The sequence below is a fragment of the Bacillus salipaludis genome, from assembly GCF_004358205.1.
The window spans coordinates 342,174-358,406 of record NZ_SMYO01000004.1 but is presented as its reverse complement, the minus strand read 5'-3'; the positions used below and the strand labels follow the sequence as shown (position 1 = coordinate 358,406).

Annotated in this window: 20 protein-coding genes and 1 pseudogene; 8 read left to right on the top strand and 13 right to left on the bottom strand. The window is 39.1% G+C overall.

Going from position 1 to position 16,233, the window contains the following annotated elements; translation table 11 throughout:
* Positions 1-56: 56 nt before the first annotated feature.
* Positions 57-1,055: an NAD(P)/FAD-dependent oxidoreductase gene (locus E2K98_RS09845; RefSeq protein WP_133334066.1), complete on the top strand. Its 999-nt coding sequence runs from the start codon at positions 57-59 to the stop codon at positions 1,053-1,055.
* Positions 1,056-1,099: 44 nt separating this feature from the next.
* Here the strand turns inward: E2K98_RS09845 and E2K98_RS09840 are convergent, their stop codons facing one another.
* Both E2K98_RS09840 and E2K98_RS09835 read right to left on the bottom strand, forming a co-directional pair.
* Positions 1,100-1,465, bottom strand: coding sequence for a HesB/IscA family protein (locus tag E2K98_RS09840; protein ID WP_026576064.1), 366 nt, complete (start codon positions 1,463-1,465; stop codon positions 1,100-1,102).
* Positions 1,466-1,659: 194 nt separating this feature from the next.
* Positions 1,660-1,899, bottom strand: coding sequence for a YuzB family protein (locus tag E2K98_RS09835; RefSeq protein WP_133334065.1), 240 nt, complete (start codon positions 1,897-1,899; stop codon positions 1,660-1,662).
* A gap of 272 nt (positions 1,900-2,171) precedes the next feature.
* On the opposite strand from E2K98_RS09835, the gene E2K98_RS09830 reads away from it, so the two are divergent.
* Positions 2,172-3,239 (top strand): NAD(P)/FAD-dependent oxidoreductase, encoded by a 1,068-nt coding sequence (locus tag E2K98_RS09830; protein WP_133334064.1) that lies wholly within the window; start codon positions 2,172-2,174, stop codon positions 3,237-3,239.
* A gap of 51 nt (positions 3,240-3,290) precedes the next feature.
* On the opposite strand, the gene E2K98_RS09825 is transcribed toward E2K98_RS09830, so the two are convergent.
* Positions 3,291-3,617 carry a YuzD family protein gene (locus tag E2K98_RS09825; protein WP_133334063.1) on the bottom strand — a complete coding sequence of 109 codons (327 nt, stop codon included), beginning with the start codon at positions 3,615-3,617 and terminating at the stop codon, positions 3,291-3,293.
* 95 nt (positions 3,618-3,712) lie between these two features.
* On the opposite strand from E2K98_RS09825, the pseudogene E2K98_RS09820 reads away from it, so the two are divergent.
* Positions 3,713-4,004: pseudogene (locus E2K98_RS09820) on the top strand (NifU family protein).
* A gap of 38 nt (positions 4,005-4,042) precedes the next feature.
* On the opposite strand, the gene E2K98_RS09815 reads toward E2K98_RS09820, so the two are convergent.
* Positions 4,043-5,035 carry a 2-hydroxyacid dehydrogenase gene (locus tag E2K98_RS09815; protein ID WP_133334062.1) on the bottom strand — a complete coding sequence of 331 codons (993 nt, stop codon included), beginning with the start codon at positions 5,033-5,035 and terminating at the stop codon, positions 4,043-4,045.
* A gap of 31 nt (positions 5,036-5,066) precedes the next feature.
* Positions 5,067-6,077 (bottom strand): spore coat putative kinase YutH, encoded by a 1,011-nt coding sequence (gene yutH / locus E2K98_RS09810; protein ID WP_133334061.1) that lies wholly within the window; start codon positions 6,075-6,077, stop codon positions 5,067-5,069.
* Between the two features lie 167 nt (positions 6,078-6,244).
* On the opposite strand from yutH, the gene E2K98_RS09805 reads away from it, so the two are divergent.
* Entirely contained in the window at positions 6,245-6,760 is a 516-nt protein-coding gene (locus tag E2K98_RS09805) for a phosphatidylglycerophosphatase A family protein (RefSeq protein WP_026576057.1), read from the top strand.
* Positions 6,761-6,992: 232 nt separating this feature from the next.
* On the opposite strand, the gene E2K98_RS09800 is transcribed toward E2K98_RS09805, so the two are convergent.
* The 3 genes from E2K98_RS09800 to E2K98_RS09790 are packed head-to-tail and all read right to left on the bottom strand — an operon-like array spanning position 6,993 to position 9,573.
* Positions 6,993-7,757, bottom strand: coding sequence for a TIGR01457 family HAD-type hydrolase (locus E2K98_RS09800; RefSeq protein WP_133334060.1), 765 nt, complete (start codon positions 7,755-7,757; stop codon positions 6,993-6,995).
* 51 nt (positions 7,758-7,808) lie between these two features.
* A complete protein-coding gene (locus E2K98_RS09795) occupies positions 7,809-8,246 on the bottom strand; it encodes a DUF86 domain-containing protein (RefSeq protein ID WP_026576055.1) in 438 nt (145 codons plus the stop codon).
* A gap of 28 nt (positions 8,247-8,274) precedes the next feature.
* The gene (locus E2K98_RS09790) at positions 8,275-9,573 is read right to left on the bottom strand and encodes an EAL domain-containing protein (protein WP_235824772.1); all 1,299 of its coding nucleotides are present in this window, start codon (positions 9,571-9,573) and stop codon (positions 8,275-8,277) included.
* Positions 9,574-9,749: 176 nt separating this feature from the next.
* Between E2K98_RS09790 and E2K98_RS09785 the strand changes: the two genes are divergently transcribed.
* Both E2K98_RS09785 and E2K98_RS09780 read left to right on the top strand, forming a co-directional pair.
* Positions 9,750-10,016 carry a DUF3055 domain-containing protein gene (locus tag E2K98_RS09785; RefSeq protein WP_026576053.1) on the top strand — a complete coding sequence of 89 codons (267 nt, stop codon included), beginning with the start codon at positions 9,750-9,752 and terminating at the stop codon, positions 10,014-10,016.
* 65 nt (positions 10,017-10,081) lie between these two features.
* The gene (locus tag E2K98_RS09780) at positions 10,082-10,372 is read left to right on the top strand and encodes a cytosolic protein (RefSeq protein WP_133334058.1); all 291 of its coding nucleotides are present in this window, start codon (positions 10,082-10,084) and stop codon (positions 10,370-10,372) included.
* Between the two features lie 34 nt (positions 10,373-10,406).
* On the opposite strand, the gene E2K98_RS09775 is transcribed toward E2K98_RS09780, so the two are convergent.
* Positions 10,407-10,682, bottom strand: a complete 276-nt coding sequence (locus E2K98_RS09775; protein ID WP_133334057.1) for a YutD family protein — start codon at positions 10,680-10,682, stop codon at positions 10,407-10,409.
* A gap of 114 nt (positions 10,683-10,796) precedes the next feature.
* Between E2K98_RS09775 and E2K98_RS09770 the strand changes: the two genes are divergently transcribed.
* Positions 10,797-11,426 carry a YhcN/YlaJ family sporulation lipoprotein gene (locus tag E2K98_RS09770; protein ID WP_133334056.1) on the top strand — a complete coding sequence of 210 codons (630 nt, stop codon included), beginning with the start codon at positions 10,797-10,799 and terminating at the stop codon, positions 11,424-11,426.
* Between the two features lie 46 nt (positions 11,427-11,472).
* Here the strand turns inward: E2K98_RS09770 and lipA are convergent, their stop codons facing one another.
* Positions 11,473-12,390 carry a lipoyl synthase gene (lipA, locus tag E2K98_RS09765; RefSeq protein ID WP_133334055.1) on the bottom strand — a complete coding sequence of 306 codons (918 nt, stop codon included), beginning with the start codon at positions 12,388-12,390 and terminating at the stop codon, positions 11,473-11,475.
* Positions 12,391-12,593: 203 nt separating this feature from the next.
* Here lipA and E2K98_RS09760 point away from each other — a divergent pair, with 203 nt between their 5' ends.
* Complete coding sequence (locus E2K98_RS09760) at positions 12,594-13,589, top strand: M23 family metallopeptidase (protein ID WP_372512731.1); 996 nt, start codon at positions 12,594-12,596, stop codon at positions 13,587-13,589.
* A 25-nt stretch (positions 13,590-13,614) separates the two neighbouring features.
* Here E2K98_RS09760 and yunB read toward each other — a convergent pair whose 3' ends face one another.
* The 3 genes from yunB to E2K98_RS09745 form a co-directional block, all read right to left on the bottom strand.
* Positions 13,615-14,418, bottom strand: coding sequence for a sporulation protein YunB (gene yunB, locus E2K98_RS09755; RefSeq protein WP_133334054.1), 804 nt, complete (start codon positions 14,416-14,418; stop codon positions 13,615-13,617).
* An 89-nt stretch (positions 14,419-14,507) separates the two neighbouring features.
* Positions 14,508-14,810 (bottom strand): YunC family protein, encoded by a 303-nt coding sequence (locus E2K98_RS09750; RefSeq protein ID WP_133334053.1) that lies wholly within the window; start codon positions 14,808-14,810, stop codon positions 14,508-14,510.
* A gap of 57 nt (positions 14,811-14,867) precedes the next feature.
* Positions 14,868-16,220, bottom strand: coding sequence for a bifunctional metallophosphatase/5'-nucleotidase (locus tag E2K98_RS09745; protein WP_133334052.1), 1,353 nt, complete (start codon positions 16,218-16,220; stop codon positions 14,868-14,870).
* Positions 16,221-16,233 lie beyond the last annotated feature (13 nt).

The window sequence follows — 16,233 nt, the reverse complement described above, 5'->3', positions numbered from 1 at the left end:
ATTTTTATGGTATGATTGGGGTGAAGATTGTTACTACCTAGCTGGGGGGATTCATAGTGCAAGATGATCAAAAGGTATTTGATCTCACCATTATCGGGGGAGGTCCTGTTGGTTTATTTACCGCGTTTTACGGAGGGATGCGACAAGCTTCAGTGAAAATCATTGAGAGCTTACCACAACTTGGCGGTCAATTGTCAGCGCTATACCCTGAAAAATATATCTATGATGTTGCCGGTTTTCCAAAAATTCGTGCTCAAGAATTGGTAAATAACCTAAAAGAGCAAATGGCGAAATTTGATCCAGTGGTTGCGCTTGAACAATCTGTTGAAAAGTTAGAAAAGCTAGAAAACGGTATTTTTAAATTAACAACAAATGCTGAAGTTCATTATTCAAAAACCGTGGTAATTACGGCAGGAAACGGTGCATTCCAGCCTCGCCGCTTAGAACTAGAAAGTGCTGCACAGTATGAAAGGAAAAACCTCCATTATTTTATCGAAGATTTAAATAAATTTGCCGATCAAAAAGTAGTAATATTTGGCGGCGGAGATTCCGCAGTGGATTGGGCCTTAATGTTGGAACCGATAGCAGAAAAAGTGACGATTGTTCACCGCAGAGACAAATTTCGAGCCCATGAACATAGTGTTAAAAACTTATTCAATTCAAAGGTTAATGTAAAAACTCCCTATGTTCCTGCAGAACTAATTGGAGACCATTCCGGAATTAAGCAAGTTATTCTTGAAAGTGTGAACGGTGAAGAAAAGGTTACCATTAATGTCGACGCCGTCATTTGTAATTATGGTTTTGTGTCATCTCTTGGACCGATAAAAGAGTGGGGCCTGCAAATTGAAAAGAATTCGATTTTAGTCAACTCTAAAATGGAAACAAATGTACCGGGAATTTATGCTGCAGGGGACATTTGCACGTATGATGGGAAAGTGAAATTAATTGCCTGTGGATTTGGTGAGGCACCAACTGCCGTTAACAACGCAAAATCATATATTGACCCAAAGGCAAAAGTTCAGCCATTACACAGTTCTTCGATGTTTAATCAATAATCTCACAAGGCGCCCGTTATGCGGACGCCTTTTCCCTTTAAGTGCTAACATTCCTCAGGTGAACCTGCAGCCGTTGCTGTTCGGAAAGAAGATCCACAACCGCACGAGGCAATAGCATTCGGATTTTCAATCGTAAATCCGCCGCCCATCATCGATTGTTTATAATCAATTTTTGTTCCTTGCAAAATAGGAGCACTTTCTTTATCGACGAGGATTTGAATTCCATGCAGTTCGAAATGAAGATCATCTTCCTTTACTTCATGATCAAATCCCATTCCATAAGATAAGCCGCTGCAGCCCCCGCCTTTGACACCCACACGTAAAAGGGCTCCTTCTTCTTCATTTTGCTTCATCATATCTTTTATTTGCATGGCAGCCGCCTCGGTTAAAATAACAACCTCATTACTCATTCTAGTTCCCCCTTTTAAGCTTTTTAATTTAGTATATCCACTTCAGATTACTGGTACAACAAATCGTTTATAATAACTATTATATGATAAAAAATGAAAAAAGGAGCGGTTAACGCTCCTTTCTTTTATCTAGCTCCACCGCCTAGCTCCACTAAGGTTTCTTGTCAGGGCTAAACAGGCGCTTTTTGCTTTTCTCAGAACATTGGATTTTCTTCCAAGTATTGATAAATATTATCTACAAGATCTTCCGGAGTTTTTCCAGATACTACTTCCCCATTAACGAGTGCATAAAGTGTAATTGCACACTTTCCGCAATATCCAAGACAACCATATTCGATAATGTCTAAATTCGGATCTTTTTCTAATATTTCAAGCGTCCGCTGTGCGCCATTTGCTAAGTTGCTTATACAAAATTCAATGATTGGTTTAATCAATGCCTTCACCTCTTCATACCTACTAATCGTACTCTTTTTAGGGGATACCGTCAATTAACAAAGTGCATTCAATTTGTCAAGAAAACATGAAAATTGTTGTTATTTCGCCAATTCTTAGCTATACTCGTAATTGTGTGAAATTGCTCTTGACCTCATAAACCATTAAATCCTTGATTCCAATTTATTGCTATATTCTACGTGCAATAAATCGAAAAAAAAAGGAACATTAAAAATAGGAATACAATTGTTTTGTAAAAAGGGGAAATTTTAAAATGAGAAACCTGGTAATTCTTGGCGGAGGATACGGAGGAATGAAAATTCTTAGTGAACTCCTTCCGAACAATCTTCCGGAAGACGTAACGATTACACTTGTGGACCGAGTCCCATATCACTGTCTTAAAACCGAATACTATGCATTAGCGGCAGGAACCATTTCCGATAAAGAGGTTCGTGTTTGTTTTCCTGAACATCCTCGGTTAAATATAAAGTTTGGTGAAGTTACCGGAATCGCAAGAGAAGAAAAAAAGGTTCTTCTAAAAGATGATGAACCAATTAACTACGATGATTTAATTATTGGTCTTGGCTGTGAGGACAAGTATCATGGTGTTCCTGGCGCTGATGAATTTACTTACAGTATTCAAAGCATTGGAAAGTCCCGTGAAACTTATTCTGTTTTAAATAATCTTCCTCCCGGATCAGTGGTCAGCATTGTCGGAGCTGGTCTTAGCGGCGTAGAGCTTGCAAGTGAATTAAGTGAAAGCCGGGATGACCTTAAAATTAAGTTGTTTGACAGAGGAAAGCACATTCTATCTTCATTTCCTGACCGCCTAAGTAAATATGTTGAAAATTGGTTTAATAGGCATAACGTTGAAATTATCAACAATTCCAATATAACAAAAGTAGAAGAAAAAAGATTATATAACCATGATGAACCGATTGATTGTGATGTCATCGTTTGGACAGCTGGAATTCAAGCAAACAAAATTGTTCGTGATTTTCCTGAGGAAAAAGATAACATGGGGAGAGTGGTCCTTACTCCTCAACACAACCTGAAAACCGATGAACATATTTATATCCTCGGTGACTGTGCAAGCCTCCCACATGCACCAAGTGCACAATTAGCGGAAGGGCAAGCAGAGCAAATTGTGGAGGTATTGAGAAAACGTTGGAATGGTGAAGAACCTCCTGCATCGTTCCCACCAATCAAATTAAAAGGCATACTCGGATCCCTAGGGAAGAAACAAGGATTTGGAATGATGGGCAATTCAGCGATTACAGGACGTGTTGCACGCCTGATCAAGTCCGGTATCTTATGGATGTACAAATATCATAATGGATAATGGCATGAAAGAAGGGGATGTCCATATAAATGGACCATCCCCTTCTTTTGTTTAAACCGCTTTGTATCCATATTTTTCAAGCTCGGAAAAAATCGTTTTTAACCGCGGATTTCCTTCGCCGACCACTTTGTCTTTGATGACTACCACAGGATAAAACATATCCTCTTCAATCACTTTTTGAGCGAAACTTTGCTTTTCAGGCTCTGCAGGAGGAAAATGAATATCTACATAAGTCATTTTAAAGGGCTGTTCCGGAAATTTCCGTACAATAGCAGCCTCCAGCCATTCGAATGTTTCTTTCGATGAGGGGAGATTTACACAGCTTGGGCAAAGCTGCTCTGCTCCGTATAATATAATTTCTACTTGATTATGTTCCATTTGACTCATCCTTGTTTTTTTCTTTTATTTTACAACATCTATTCCTTAAAAATGAAAGAAAATGATTAAATGGGTGTTTTGCCAGTTTCTTCGGAATGGATTTTTACTGTCAATCACTTTATAATATAAATAGGAAAGGAGTCGATGGGAATGGAAGAGTTAGAATTGAAAGAACAAGTCCAAGAAGTATTAGATAAATTACGACCATTTCTTCTTCGCGATGGCGGGGATTGTGAACTAGTTGATGTTGAGGATGGTATTGTGAAGCTTCGTTTATTAGGTGCATGCGGCAGCTGTCCAAGTTCGACCATCACGCTTAAAGCCGGCATTGAAAGAGCACTTCTTGAAGAAGTTCCTGGAATTGTCGAAGTTGAACAAGTATTTTAATAAAATAATAGCGATTGCCTTATCGGCAATCGCTCTTTTTATTTAGAATTCGTACAGATCTTCGAATTCTTTTTCACCATTGTTAAGGGGAGCTTCCCCTCTAACACCGCTTCAATATTAGCAATACATAAATTGATCATCGCCGTTCTTGTTTCTACACTTGCGCTTCCGATATGCGGGAGAGCAACAACATTTGAAAGCTCAAGTAATGGGTGCCCGTCATCAATAGGTTCCTTCTCAAATACATCCAAACCAGCCCCGGCGATTTCTCCTGTAACAAGTGCGTCATATAGGGCCTGTTCATCTACAACGGGTCCTCTTGAAGCGTTAACGAAAATGGCGGAATGCTTCATTTTCTGAAAAACTTCCCGGGTAAACATATTTTGGGTTTCGTCGGTTAGCGGTGCTAAACAGACGACAAAATCAGCCTTTTTTATGAGGTCCTCAAACGAACAAAAAACAGTGCCTAGTTTCTGTTCGATTTCCGGCTTCCTAGTTCGATTATGGTAGAGGAGATTCATCTCAAATCCGGACGCACGTTTGGCAACCGCTTCTCCGATTTTCCCCATCCCAACAATTCCAAGTGTTTTATGATGAATATCCTGACCTGCTAATAAAAACGGACTCCAGCTTTTCCACTGTCCCTTTTTAATAAATTCAGCCGCTTCCACCACCCTGCGGGAAACGGCCATTAATAATGCAAAGGTCAGATCAGCCGTTGTATCTGTTAAAACATCAGGGGTATTACAAATAATCACCCTATTTTTAGCAGCCGCAGTAAGGTCTATATTGTCATACCCAACAGCACAATTGGCCACTATTTTCAGGTTATTCGCTTCATTTAGTACCTTTTCATCAATCGTATCGGATACCATGGTTAACAGGGCATCTGCTTGTTTGATTTCCGCTAGTAAGATGTCCTTCGGCACAGGAACGTCATCGTGGTCCCACATTTTGACTTCATATTTTTGCCGAATCGGCGCAATTGCTTCTTCTGGCAACTTCCTTGTTATATAAATATATGGCTTCATTGGTATTTCCTTCCTTACCACACTTTTAAAATTATTTTACCATAAGCCATTCAGGCAGTGGTAGATTCAGTCTTTTAATTGGAGCTCCTGATAATAGGTAAAAGCCCCCAAGAAATTGTTCATACTCTGATGATTGCCTTAAGATTTTACTTAATTTCTCCTCCAAAAGCTTTTTATCTTGTTCAGATCGAGTAATATAATAATTTTCAACACACTCAAAATAATGTAATGGAAATAATAAACGAGCATATAAAAGCCGCCAAGAAAAGGAAGACAATGGAGCAATGCTTTGATATTCATCGAAAAACTGTTTTAATTCCTGATCATATGTTTGATTGTTTCTGAAATAGCGCTCCCTGGTCCATTCAGCAAGATCCCGGCTCCGATGGTCAAATACCCAATCAAATGGATTTTTAATATAATAATTTCTGCCCCAAGAATTTTTTGAAAATCGTTCGTGGCACACAGTTCCAGCATCAAAGTCCATAGGTTCATCGTCAATTTCGGTATCCACTAAGTATTGAATGGCATTTTCGGTTAACCCCAAATAGTAAGGAAAAGATTCAATAAACATTTTTTCAAATTCATCCTCCGGTGTTTGAAACAACTGTCCATTCCATACCTTCTCCATTTGCTCCAGGCGCTTTTCCCATAGGGACTTCCACTGGCCAATCCTGCTAGTTCTTTCGATTTGAAACGGAACATTTCGGCCGCGCTCATGGAATTTGGCCAATTTGCGGCCTAATTTAATTTTTTGTGGTTTTTCAGTCTGCTTGTTTGCGAGAACACAATATTTATTTTGCTCCCAGGTTGTTATCAAATTCCCGTCTTTTGATGAAAGGAAAACTGGAACATGCTGGTCTCCAAAGTTTCTAAGATGCACTGCTATTTTCTCCAATTCCGAAATATCCGTTTCCTCCTTGCCACCGGGCTTAGAGACTAAATAAAGCCAGCCATTTCCCCTTAAAGCGTCATAGGAATCTAATTTCAGATATTCCTCAACCTTTATTCCATACTGGTTCTCCAGTAATTTCTGCAGCATGCCGCCACCTCTTTCGAAACCTCTTTTTCCTTTATATATATGTAGGGGTCTTTAAAAACTTGTTGGTTCCCGTTTTTCAATTCATTTTTGAAAAAAGTGCATATGTTAAGGAAAAAATCAATAATATATAGAGAACAATCGTGAAAATTCATAGAAAAGGTGATTGTATGGCAGCAGACAAAAAAATGGATATTCTTGAAGAAACCGCTCGAAGATGGATTAAAGAAAGAGGCGTTGAAATTCAGGATATTGCCGATTTAGTTTATTTTCTCCAAAATAAGTATCATGAAAATTTACAAATGGAGGACTGTATTGCCAACGTAGAAAGGGTACTGTCAAAGCGCGAGGTTCAAAACGCAATTTTAACAGGGATACAGCTCGATAAACTAGGGGAAAAAGGCTTATTAGAGGAGCCGCTCCAGGACATTATTAAACGTGACGAGAGCCTTTATGGTGTGGATGAAATTATTGCGTTATCAATTGTGAATGTTTACGGTTCAATTGGTTTTACAAATTACGGTTATATTGATAAGCAGAAACCAGGTATCCTTGCTCATTTAAACGATAAATCAACTGGTGAATGCCACACCTTCCTTGATGATATTGTCGGTGCGATTGCTGCCGCTGCATCAAGCCGTTTGGCACACCGGGCTGCACGCAAAGAGGAACAGGATAAAGAATAAAAAGGATGGAACTCTTCCATCCTCATGCTGTCGAAAATCATCTTTTTCGATAGCCTTTTTTTTATTTGTTATCTTTAACAATTCACCGCGTTAATTATTTTTAAAGTTTGGTCTGTGCAACAAGCCCTTTTGTAGGAACTTTCAAAAACAATTGGTTTTTAGATTTAGAAAATTACTGAGAAAAATCCCTATTTTACACAACCTAAGGATGGAACTCTCTTCCATTCTTTTTTTATGGCTCCCATTGGTCTAATGTATCCACCACATAGGTTGGTTTGCGGTCATATCCGGCGAGCAATTCTTTTGTGGTAACGCCTGTATGTACTAACAAAGTATCCATGCCGGCACTCATTCCCGCAATGATGTCTGTATCATAGTTATCCCCCACCATTAAGGTCTCATCTTGGGCCGTCCCCAACACCTTTAGTGCCTGCTCCATAATAATCGATTCAGGCTTCCCAATAAAAATTGGTTTTGTCTGGGTTGATACGGAAATGACAGAGGTCAATGAACCATTCCCAGGCAGTAATCCTCGCTCTGTCGGAAGCGCAATATCGCCGTTGGTAGAAATAAACACAGCCCCATTCCTTACAGCCAAGCAGGCAACTGCTAATTTTTCATAGGTAATCGCACGATCAATTCCAACCACCACAAAATCAGCGCTCTCGGATGCAGTTAGAAATCCTTTTTCTTTTATGGCGGTTTGGATTCCTTCCTCACCAATCACATAAACTGAAGCATCTGGCTTTTGACTGAAAATATAATTAGCTGTTGCCATGCTAGTTGTAAACACTTGATGCTCTTCTGCAGGAATATCAAATTCACGTAGTTTATCCGCAACCTTCGCTGGAGTTCGTGAAGAATTATTGGTTACAAATAAATAAGGGATTTCTTTGTTTGCTAGTTTTTTGACAAAATCGGCAGCCGCTTCGATTCGCTCTGTTCCTTTGTACATCGTACCATCTAAATCAATTAAATAACCTTGATATTTTTTCATTAGATACTCCTTCCTGAAATAGGAAAAAGACCGCAAATGACGGTCTTATAATTAATTTTTAAATGCTGAAACGGGGCCTAATTCATTTACAATATATTCTCGGACATTGGCCGAAAATTGGTGTAATGCTTCGATGTTCTCTAAAAATTGTTTTAACAGTTCATCATGATTGATTTCGGTATAATTTTGCACAAGAGATTTTCGATATTGAATGAGAATCTTTAGACGATTGCCGTTTTCTGCAGAAATCACCTTTTCGTCTGTAAGAATTTCAATAATATCTTCATAGCTTCCAGGGTCACGCATAATAAATCCATCAATCATCGAATTGCCGACATCCAGTACGGACTCGAGCATCATCTGCGTCAAACGTTCGAGAGCAGCCTTTTCAATTGGCGATGACCAATTTTTCTGGCTTAAAAAAAGGCTAATTTGCTTTTCAAAAAAAACTAAAATGGCTTCAATTTTTTCCCTATCAACAAAATACATGATTGTCCACTCCTTGTTTCCGCTTCTCTTATGTTGCAATTCCTTTCACCAGTGCGGTAGGTCTAGCATAATAGTATCCTTGGGCTAAATCAACCTTATTACGCGTTAATACAGAGGCTTCCTCTTCATTTTCGATACCTTCCGCTACCACTAACGACCCTGCTTCTCGTGCCACGAGTAATAATCCCTTCAACATGGATTCCTTTACAGGACTTTTGTGGATATTCTCAATCACGGAACGATCCACTTTAATGATATCAGGCATGATTTCACTAATCGTATTTAAACTATTATAACCTGCTCCAGTATCATCAACAGCAAATCGAAATCCCATTAACCGTAAGACCTTAAGATTATAGGTAAAATTTTCAACTCCATCAATTGAATCATGTTCAGTTATTTCAAACGTAATCTGTTTGGGGGAAATTCTTCTATATTTTTCAAGTAACTGTTTAATATCGCGGGGAAATCGGATATTTCCAATCGTCAGCGGCGTACAGTTCACAAAAATATTTTCCCTGCTTTTTGTTGCCTTTAATTGTTGAAAAATCTTTTCGAAAATAATCATTTCAAGGTCATATAGCATTCCTGTCTGCCTAGCAACAGAAAAAAGCGGAAAAGGATCCTCTAATACACCCTTGGGACCACGAGTTAGCATTTCCCAAGCGTGAATTTCGCTTGTTGCCACATCAATAATCGGCTGTGCCCATAGGTGAATTTCTTTTTTAGAGATGATTTTCTTAAACGTAAAAATCATTTCATTCAACTCTGCATCTATCTTTCGTTCCGCCATTGCAATTGCCTGGCGATGAGCCCTTTCAATGGAGCTTTGAATCGAAAAATTATGTTTCTCCACGAACATATAACCACCATCAAAAACAGGTCTGACTGGTGGATTTTGCTGGAGAAGATCACGCTCCACTTCTTGGATAATTTTATTCACAAGTTCATCAATTTCAGAGAGGCTATGCCGTTCATAGTCCACCTTAATCATTAGGGTAATGCCATCTTCATAATAGTCATGAAGGGCAATAACATCATTTTTTTCCATTTCCTTTTCTATACAGTTCTGAAAAACTCGTTTCATTTTTTTTATAAATGGAGAGGAATGAAAGTTTCCCTCCGCTTCTGACAATTCATAATAATTTTTTATGGTAAAAACAATTACTGCTACATCATGCCTTGCTTTAAAAGCAGCAGAAACACCTTCCAATATTGGGTTGCGCAAATTAAATTGAGGGGGATAATATCGTATGGACGCAAGAGGTAAAAGGAGCTTTCCCCATTGTATTACACGTTTAACTTTTTCAATGTAACAACGGACCATTCCATTCATTCCTCTCAAAAGTCAACATACGTGATTAGTACAATTATACCACATTTTGGCACCTTTTGTCTTTTCACGACATTTTAATTATTAAAAAACATTCCTCCCTTTATTACTGTATATTTGATATGATTAAGGGAGTGTCGAAAAAAGTTGTGAATAAAGGAGACCGTTTTATGAACGAACGATTTTTCTTATATGATGATACAGAAAATACAAGAACGAGATTTGTCAGCTTTGTGGGTGAAAACCAACGTTTTGATCTAGCGATTGTCCAAACAAGTCGTCATTATGGCAAACATCTTGTCCTTGATATGCAAGGGAACCGTTTTGCCATTATCGGACATGATGACCTGGAAGAAGAAGGATATTTAGAATTCGCTTTTCAATTAAATGAAGAGGATGCAGAGGAATTAAGATCTTTTCTTTCTGAAATCGTTTAACCAAAAAATTGATATTATGTTTAGGAACTTCTTTTATCATACTAACGATAAAAGGAGTGAGGTACATGTCTAAAAAGGATGCGGAAAAATATACAGAAATATCAACGGTGGAAAAGCGGGAAAATTATTTGACCGCCCAAGAGTTTCCAGAAGGACCCTATGGCTCAACTTTCCGAGTAAATGATCCCGTACAGAATAAGAGTACTCCTTGGAAAGAGGGACAGCGCCGTTATTCAGCTTTTAACTGGGAATTCAAATCATTGCATGAAGATGCACCTCGACAAATAGAACCTGCACATCAGCCGCATGATGACCCGGATACAGATGCACAGCCGCCGTATTCCATGAATGAATAAAATAATGAAAGGACCCCGCTTTTGGGTCCTTTCATTATTTTTTTACTTTTTTCAAAACGAAATAAGCACAGCCGAAATTACAGTATTCATATATATATTCGCTAAGTGTGCTTATTTTTGTATCGAACGTCGCCTTTTGATTTTGATCATCAAAAAATCCTTTTAAACGGAGCTGCCCATAGCCCCAATCTCCGACAACATAGTCATACCTGGATAAAATATCACTGTACCTTGCCTTAAAGGCCTCTTCGTTAAATCCGTTACGGTATTCCTCGACCATATCATAAATGGTATTGTTTATTACAATCATGTTATCACCTCATTTTACCAGTCAATCCTACTTCCCATTATAACCGATTCACCATCAATTACTAAGAAAAAAAATCCTCCTTCTGGCTATTCTAAAAAAAGGAGGTGTTTTAAATTGAAAAAGTTGATGATCATCCTTGGGTTATGTACGATTACAACCATAACAGGCTGCTCAAAGGATATGAATAACCGGGATGTCTACGAGGAAAGCGGAAATTCCATAAATGTGAACAATAAAAGGACTGAGCTTTATAATGAGGGGGCTGGCCGGGGTGTTCGAAATGTCAGTAATGATTTCGGATATGTCCGCCATCAAAAAAGTCCAATCATGAACGATAATACAGCTAATAATCATTACACTGCCCTTGATCGTGAACAGGTAGCGAATATTATTAGTAAGTACAGTACAAACCTGCCGAATGTACATGATGTAGCAACCTTGGTAACCGACCAGGAGGTTTTGGTTGCTTATACAACCGATTCCAAGGATCGTAATTTAACAGCGGATCAGGTAAAAAGGACAGCCATGTCTGTTGTTCCACGATACTATCATGTATATGTTACCGATAAAAAAGCTTTAATGCGCGATGTTGAAAACCTTTCGCATATGGATGCAAGGAACAAAAACGCCAGACATTCGATTAACTATGTTATCAGACAAATGAAAGACTCTCCACAAGGAAACCGCTTAAGTGATAGTGAAGATGAAAATGGTTTAACATCGGATGACCGTAAAATGCATTAAATAACAAAAAGAGTCCAGCCGTTTTCATTCGGCTGAACTCTTTTTGTTATGCTTCTTTTATTTCTTGCTCACCTAAAGCTTGCTTATGTTTTGCCGCCTCATTTACTTGTTCATCTGCATGGTAGGATGAACGGACAAGTGGCCCTGCTTGGCAATGACTGAAGCCTTTACTCATGGCGATTTGTCGTAATTCCTCAAATTCCTGAGGGCTATAATATTTCTGAACCTTTAAATGCTTTTTCGTTGGCTGTAAATATTGGCCAATGGTCATAATATCTACCTGGTTTGCCCTTAAATCGTCCATAACTTCAAGAATTTCTTCCTTTGACTCCCCAAGCCCAATCATTAGGCTTGATTTAGTTGGAATTTCCGGATACATTTCTTTTGCACGACGTAAAAATTCTAATGAGCGATCATATTTAGCCCTTGCCCTTACACTTGGAGTCAAGCGTCTGGTGGTCTCGATATTATGATTTAAAATATCCGGCTTTGCATCCATCAAGATTCTTAAATTTTCTTCCTTGCCACCCATATCTGAAGGCAGAACTTCAATACTGGTAAACGGATTTTTTCTACGAATGGCTCTTACGGTTTCTGCAAATACAGCAGCACCGCCGTCCTTCAAGTCATCTCTGGCTACAGCTGTAACGACGACATGCTTTAAGTTCATTAACTGAACAGAGTCAGCCACTCTTTCAGGCTCTTGCCAATCTAATTCAGTTGGCAGACCTGTTTTAACCGCACAGAAGCGGCATGCCCGGGTACAAACATCTCCGAGAATCATAAAGGTAGCCGTTCTTCTTTCCGCCCAGCACTCATGAATGTTCGGGCAGCGCGCTTCTTCACAAACGGTATGAAGGCTCTTTTCACGCATCATTTTTTTTAAGCCAGTATAATGCTCATTTGTATTTAATTTTATTTTTAGCCATTCCGGCTTTCTTAAAATTGGTTCTTTTGTGCTCATGTATTCCACCCCTACATTATGTATGTGAATGAGTTCTCTCAGTTGTCACTTTAACATAGAGTACACAGAAGGACAAGTCGAGAATACTTTGCAACTTTGTGAATTATTTCATTCTAAAAACATTCATTACCATTTATTAACCATTATGAAATGGCTAAAGAATCATAAACTAATGGTGTACATTAATTGGAAGGAGGATTCCTGTGCGGGCAGCTCTGATAATTGGAACTTTCCTTTTATTCTTTTCCTCTACATTTGCTGTCAGGGATGCTCATGCGAAAGAACCTGATGTATACCAGGAAAGAATGAAACTTTACAAAAAAGTTGAAACGATTACACAGATTCCTTGGTACTACCTTGCTGCCATTGATCAATATGAAAGAAGTATCCGTCAAGTCCGTAGAGACTTGCCGAAAGCAGAAAGTGTGATTGCGATTTATATCAGCCCAGAAAAATGGGCAGGTCTTACAAACCCTAACCCAACAGATCAAAATCCCGCAACGATTCAGCTTTTTAATGGATTGGGCGTCGACGGGGATGGAGATGGAAAAGCGGATAGTAATAATGATGAAGATGTTTTATATACATTTGCCCATTACCTTCTTTCTTATGGCTTGGATCATGATAATCTTAAGATTGGTTTGTGGAATTATTATCATCGTGATAAAACCGTTGGAATCATTGCGGGAAAGGCAAAGGTCTACCGTCACTTTGGCAGACTAAATCTTGATGACCAAGCATTCCCAATGCCTATTCGGGCTAATCACAGCTATCGCAGTACATGGGGCGATGCACGAGGCTGGGGTGGACGAAGAATCCATGAAGGTACCGACATTTTTGCCGGTTACGGTGTCCCTGTAAGGGCAACCAAGTATGGGATTGTAGAAATGAAGGGATGGAATAAATTCGGCGGCTGGCGAATTGGTATACGTGACATAAATAATACGTACCATTATTTTGCTCATTTAAATGGATTTGCAAAGGATTTATCCGTTGGTCAGGTGGTCGAACCGGGAATGGTCATTGGCAGTGTTGGAAGCTCTGGTTATGGGCCTCCAGGAACATCCGGTAAATTCCCTCCACATTTACACTATGGGATGTATAAAGACAATGGAATCACCGAATGGTCATTTGATCCATATCCACATTTAGCCATGTGGGAACGTCAGGAAAGAATTAAAATAAGAAAAAGAAGGTAGGACTGTCCGCTAAAAGACAGTCCTTTTATTTTTTGGACTTAGATTTCTCTTCGTTAGTGGTAGTGGTTTTGTTACTGTTTGTTGAATCCGGTAATTGAATGGATGGCAGCAAACCGCCTCCACTGTTATAGAATTGTGGAACCTTACCTTCGATTAGTTTTCCTCCAGCGGGGATATTTTGAGTTAGCTTGGTAATTTTCGTTGCAAATGGTGTAATAATCTGAACCGCTACCTCAAGATGGATGTTCACCTTAATCCATGTATTGTTGATTCCCAATGCTTCTGTAGAAATTTTTACATCCGGACGCACATCCCCGATAGCATGAAATCTTACCGGTATTTTTGGACCCAAGTTACCAAATAGAGCAAGATTGGTTGCCTGACCTAAGGGTACATACCAAACAATCCCATCCGTTTTTTCGGTTGATTCTTTTTCGATTTCAACATCTGTTAATTGTTCTAGTGCATCGACGTCTCCCTTTTCCGCACGCGACAAATTTTTCTGTATCTGACTGGTAATTTCCGATAATTTTTGGTTAATTAATTCTGTTTTCAAATAGGCGCTTTGTGCGTTTCCATTTGTCCCAGGTTCAATTCCAATCACATCGCCAACGTCCACTGTTTTTTTCGTGATGGCGTTATTGATCACAGATGCAGCTATTTTTCTGGACTGGGACTCAGCATATCTCATTAATGTCGGCTCTAGCCCTTTGTTGATCATCCATAAGCCAAGTGCAGAAGAAAAGAGAAAAAAGACAAATGACAGCAGCATCACATAGCGGAGAGGCAGTGGTCCCTTACGCTTATATCGCGAACGAAATTTTGCCAAAAAAATCCCCCCTTACAAGCTATGTGTATGCTTGAACTGGTGGACCTAGCACAAATCATAAAAAACAGCCTGCCATCAGACAAGCTGTTTTAAATCATTTTCAGCAGGGCTTCCCTGCCAATCATGCCTTTATAAATCCCTAAGCTTTCAGCCTCAAATGTTACCGACTCCAGCGGGGCGTTAAGGAGCTGGTCGATGGTTCTTACTCCTACTGCCCGGCCGGCAACAATTTTACGATCCTTTAATTGATCATTTAATAATCCAACATCTAAGGCACCGCACATAATATATCCCTTATCGTTTGAGATTGACAGCAACGTTGTTTTTGGAAGCAGTACAGTTACTGCTAAAAAAGTATGGCCGTTCAATTCGATTGGTGAAAGATCAATCAAGTTCCCACACTCCCTTCTTCTACACTTTATGACAGTGCCCGAAAAAGAGTGTATACCCTAAGCATCCAATTGTAATTTCCATTTCAATAAATCACGTAGGAATTCTGGGAGATAGTATTTTTTTTGTTTCCTTTTAAAATTTTCGTCAAAGAAATGTCCAAACGTAAACATATCGGGAAGAGCCAAAGAGTAAACTTTTTCAAAATCCAATTTCTCATTATTTATATAGATGGCATCCTCTTGGAAGATGACCCCTTCATATACGATCATTCCCATTACTGTTCCCCTAAAACCAAGCCCCAGGATTTTCTTTTCCGGCCAATCGGGATCCTTCGTTTTTTCGAGAACCTCCTGCAATTCACGTCCGGTTAAATCTACCTTACAAGGATTAATGGGGTGGGGGCAAATGGCTAATAAATCATTTGCTGTAACCTCTCCTGATAGCGGGCCTAAGAGTAATCCTGCATTAATAAAGGCGCAATCTGCCTTGCACCATTCGCGGAGTGCCTGGCACAATATCCTAGAAAGCTTGGTCTTTTCAAAGGGGTTAGCCTCTAAAGGTTCCTTTAAAAAAGTAATTTTCTCTTTTAAAAGCTCCTTGCCAGTTGAAAAAAATTCATCTATCTTGCTTTGCTCATTTTTCACTTCGGAAAGCGTCTCAAACGGAAAAAGAATTGCCTGTTTGTTTGCAATTTTTTTATCAGGCTGTAGTGTTAGGGTAACCAGACCAATAAAGTTGCCGTACTTTCCTGCAGCAGCAAGAAGGGTTTCCCCTATTTGCTTTCCTTCTAGAAGAATATGGTGGGTATGGCCCCCAAGAATAACATCAATTTCAGGGAAATCTACTGCTATCTGCTCATCAATATTTAAACCAAGATGGGACAGTAAAATGATAAGATCACTTTTTTCCGATAATGGTTTCATCCATTTCCTGAGCTCTGCAATTGGATCAGAAAGCTCCCAGCCAAGCAATTGATAAAGATGCGTAAACGGTGCCGTTAAGCCAATAACCCCGATTCGGGTCCCCTTTTTTGTTTGATAAATTTTATAGGGTTGTACCCATTCAGGAGAGGTATTTCCCTCTTTATATAAATTCGCCAGCAACACATCGAATTGTGCATCGTCATACAAATGATCCAAATCATGAAAAGGCAGGTTAATCCCTTCATTATTGCCAATCGTTACAGCATCATAGCCGCAACCATTTAACAGTTCAATATTTCCTCTTCCTTTTGTTCCCTCTGATAAAGGATGCCAGCGGTCGATGAAATCACCAATATCAAAAAGGAAAACTTCATCTCCTTGCTTTTGGTCGAGTTCCTTTTGGGTTAATAAAAATTTCTCAATTCGCGGCCAATGCTCTAAATGGCTATGAATATCATTTGTATGATAAATCTGAATGATTTCCATTCTAAGTTCTCTT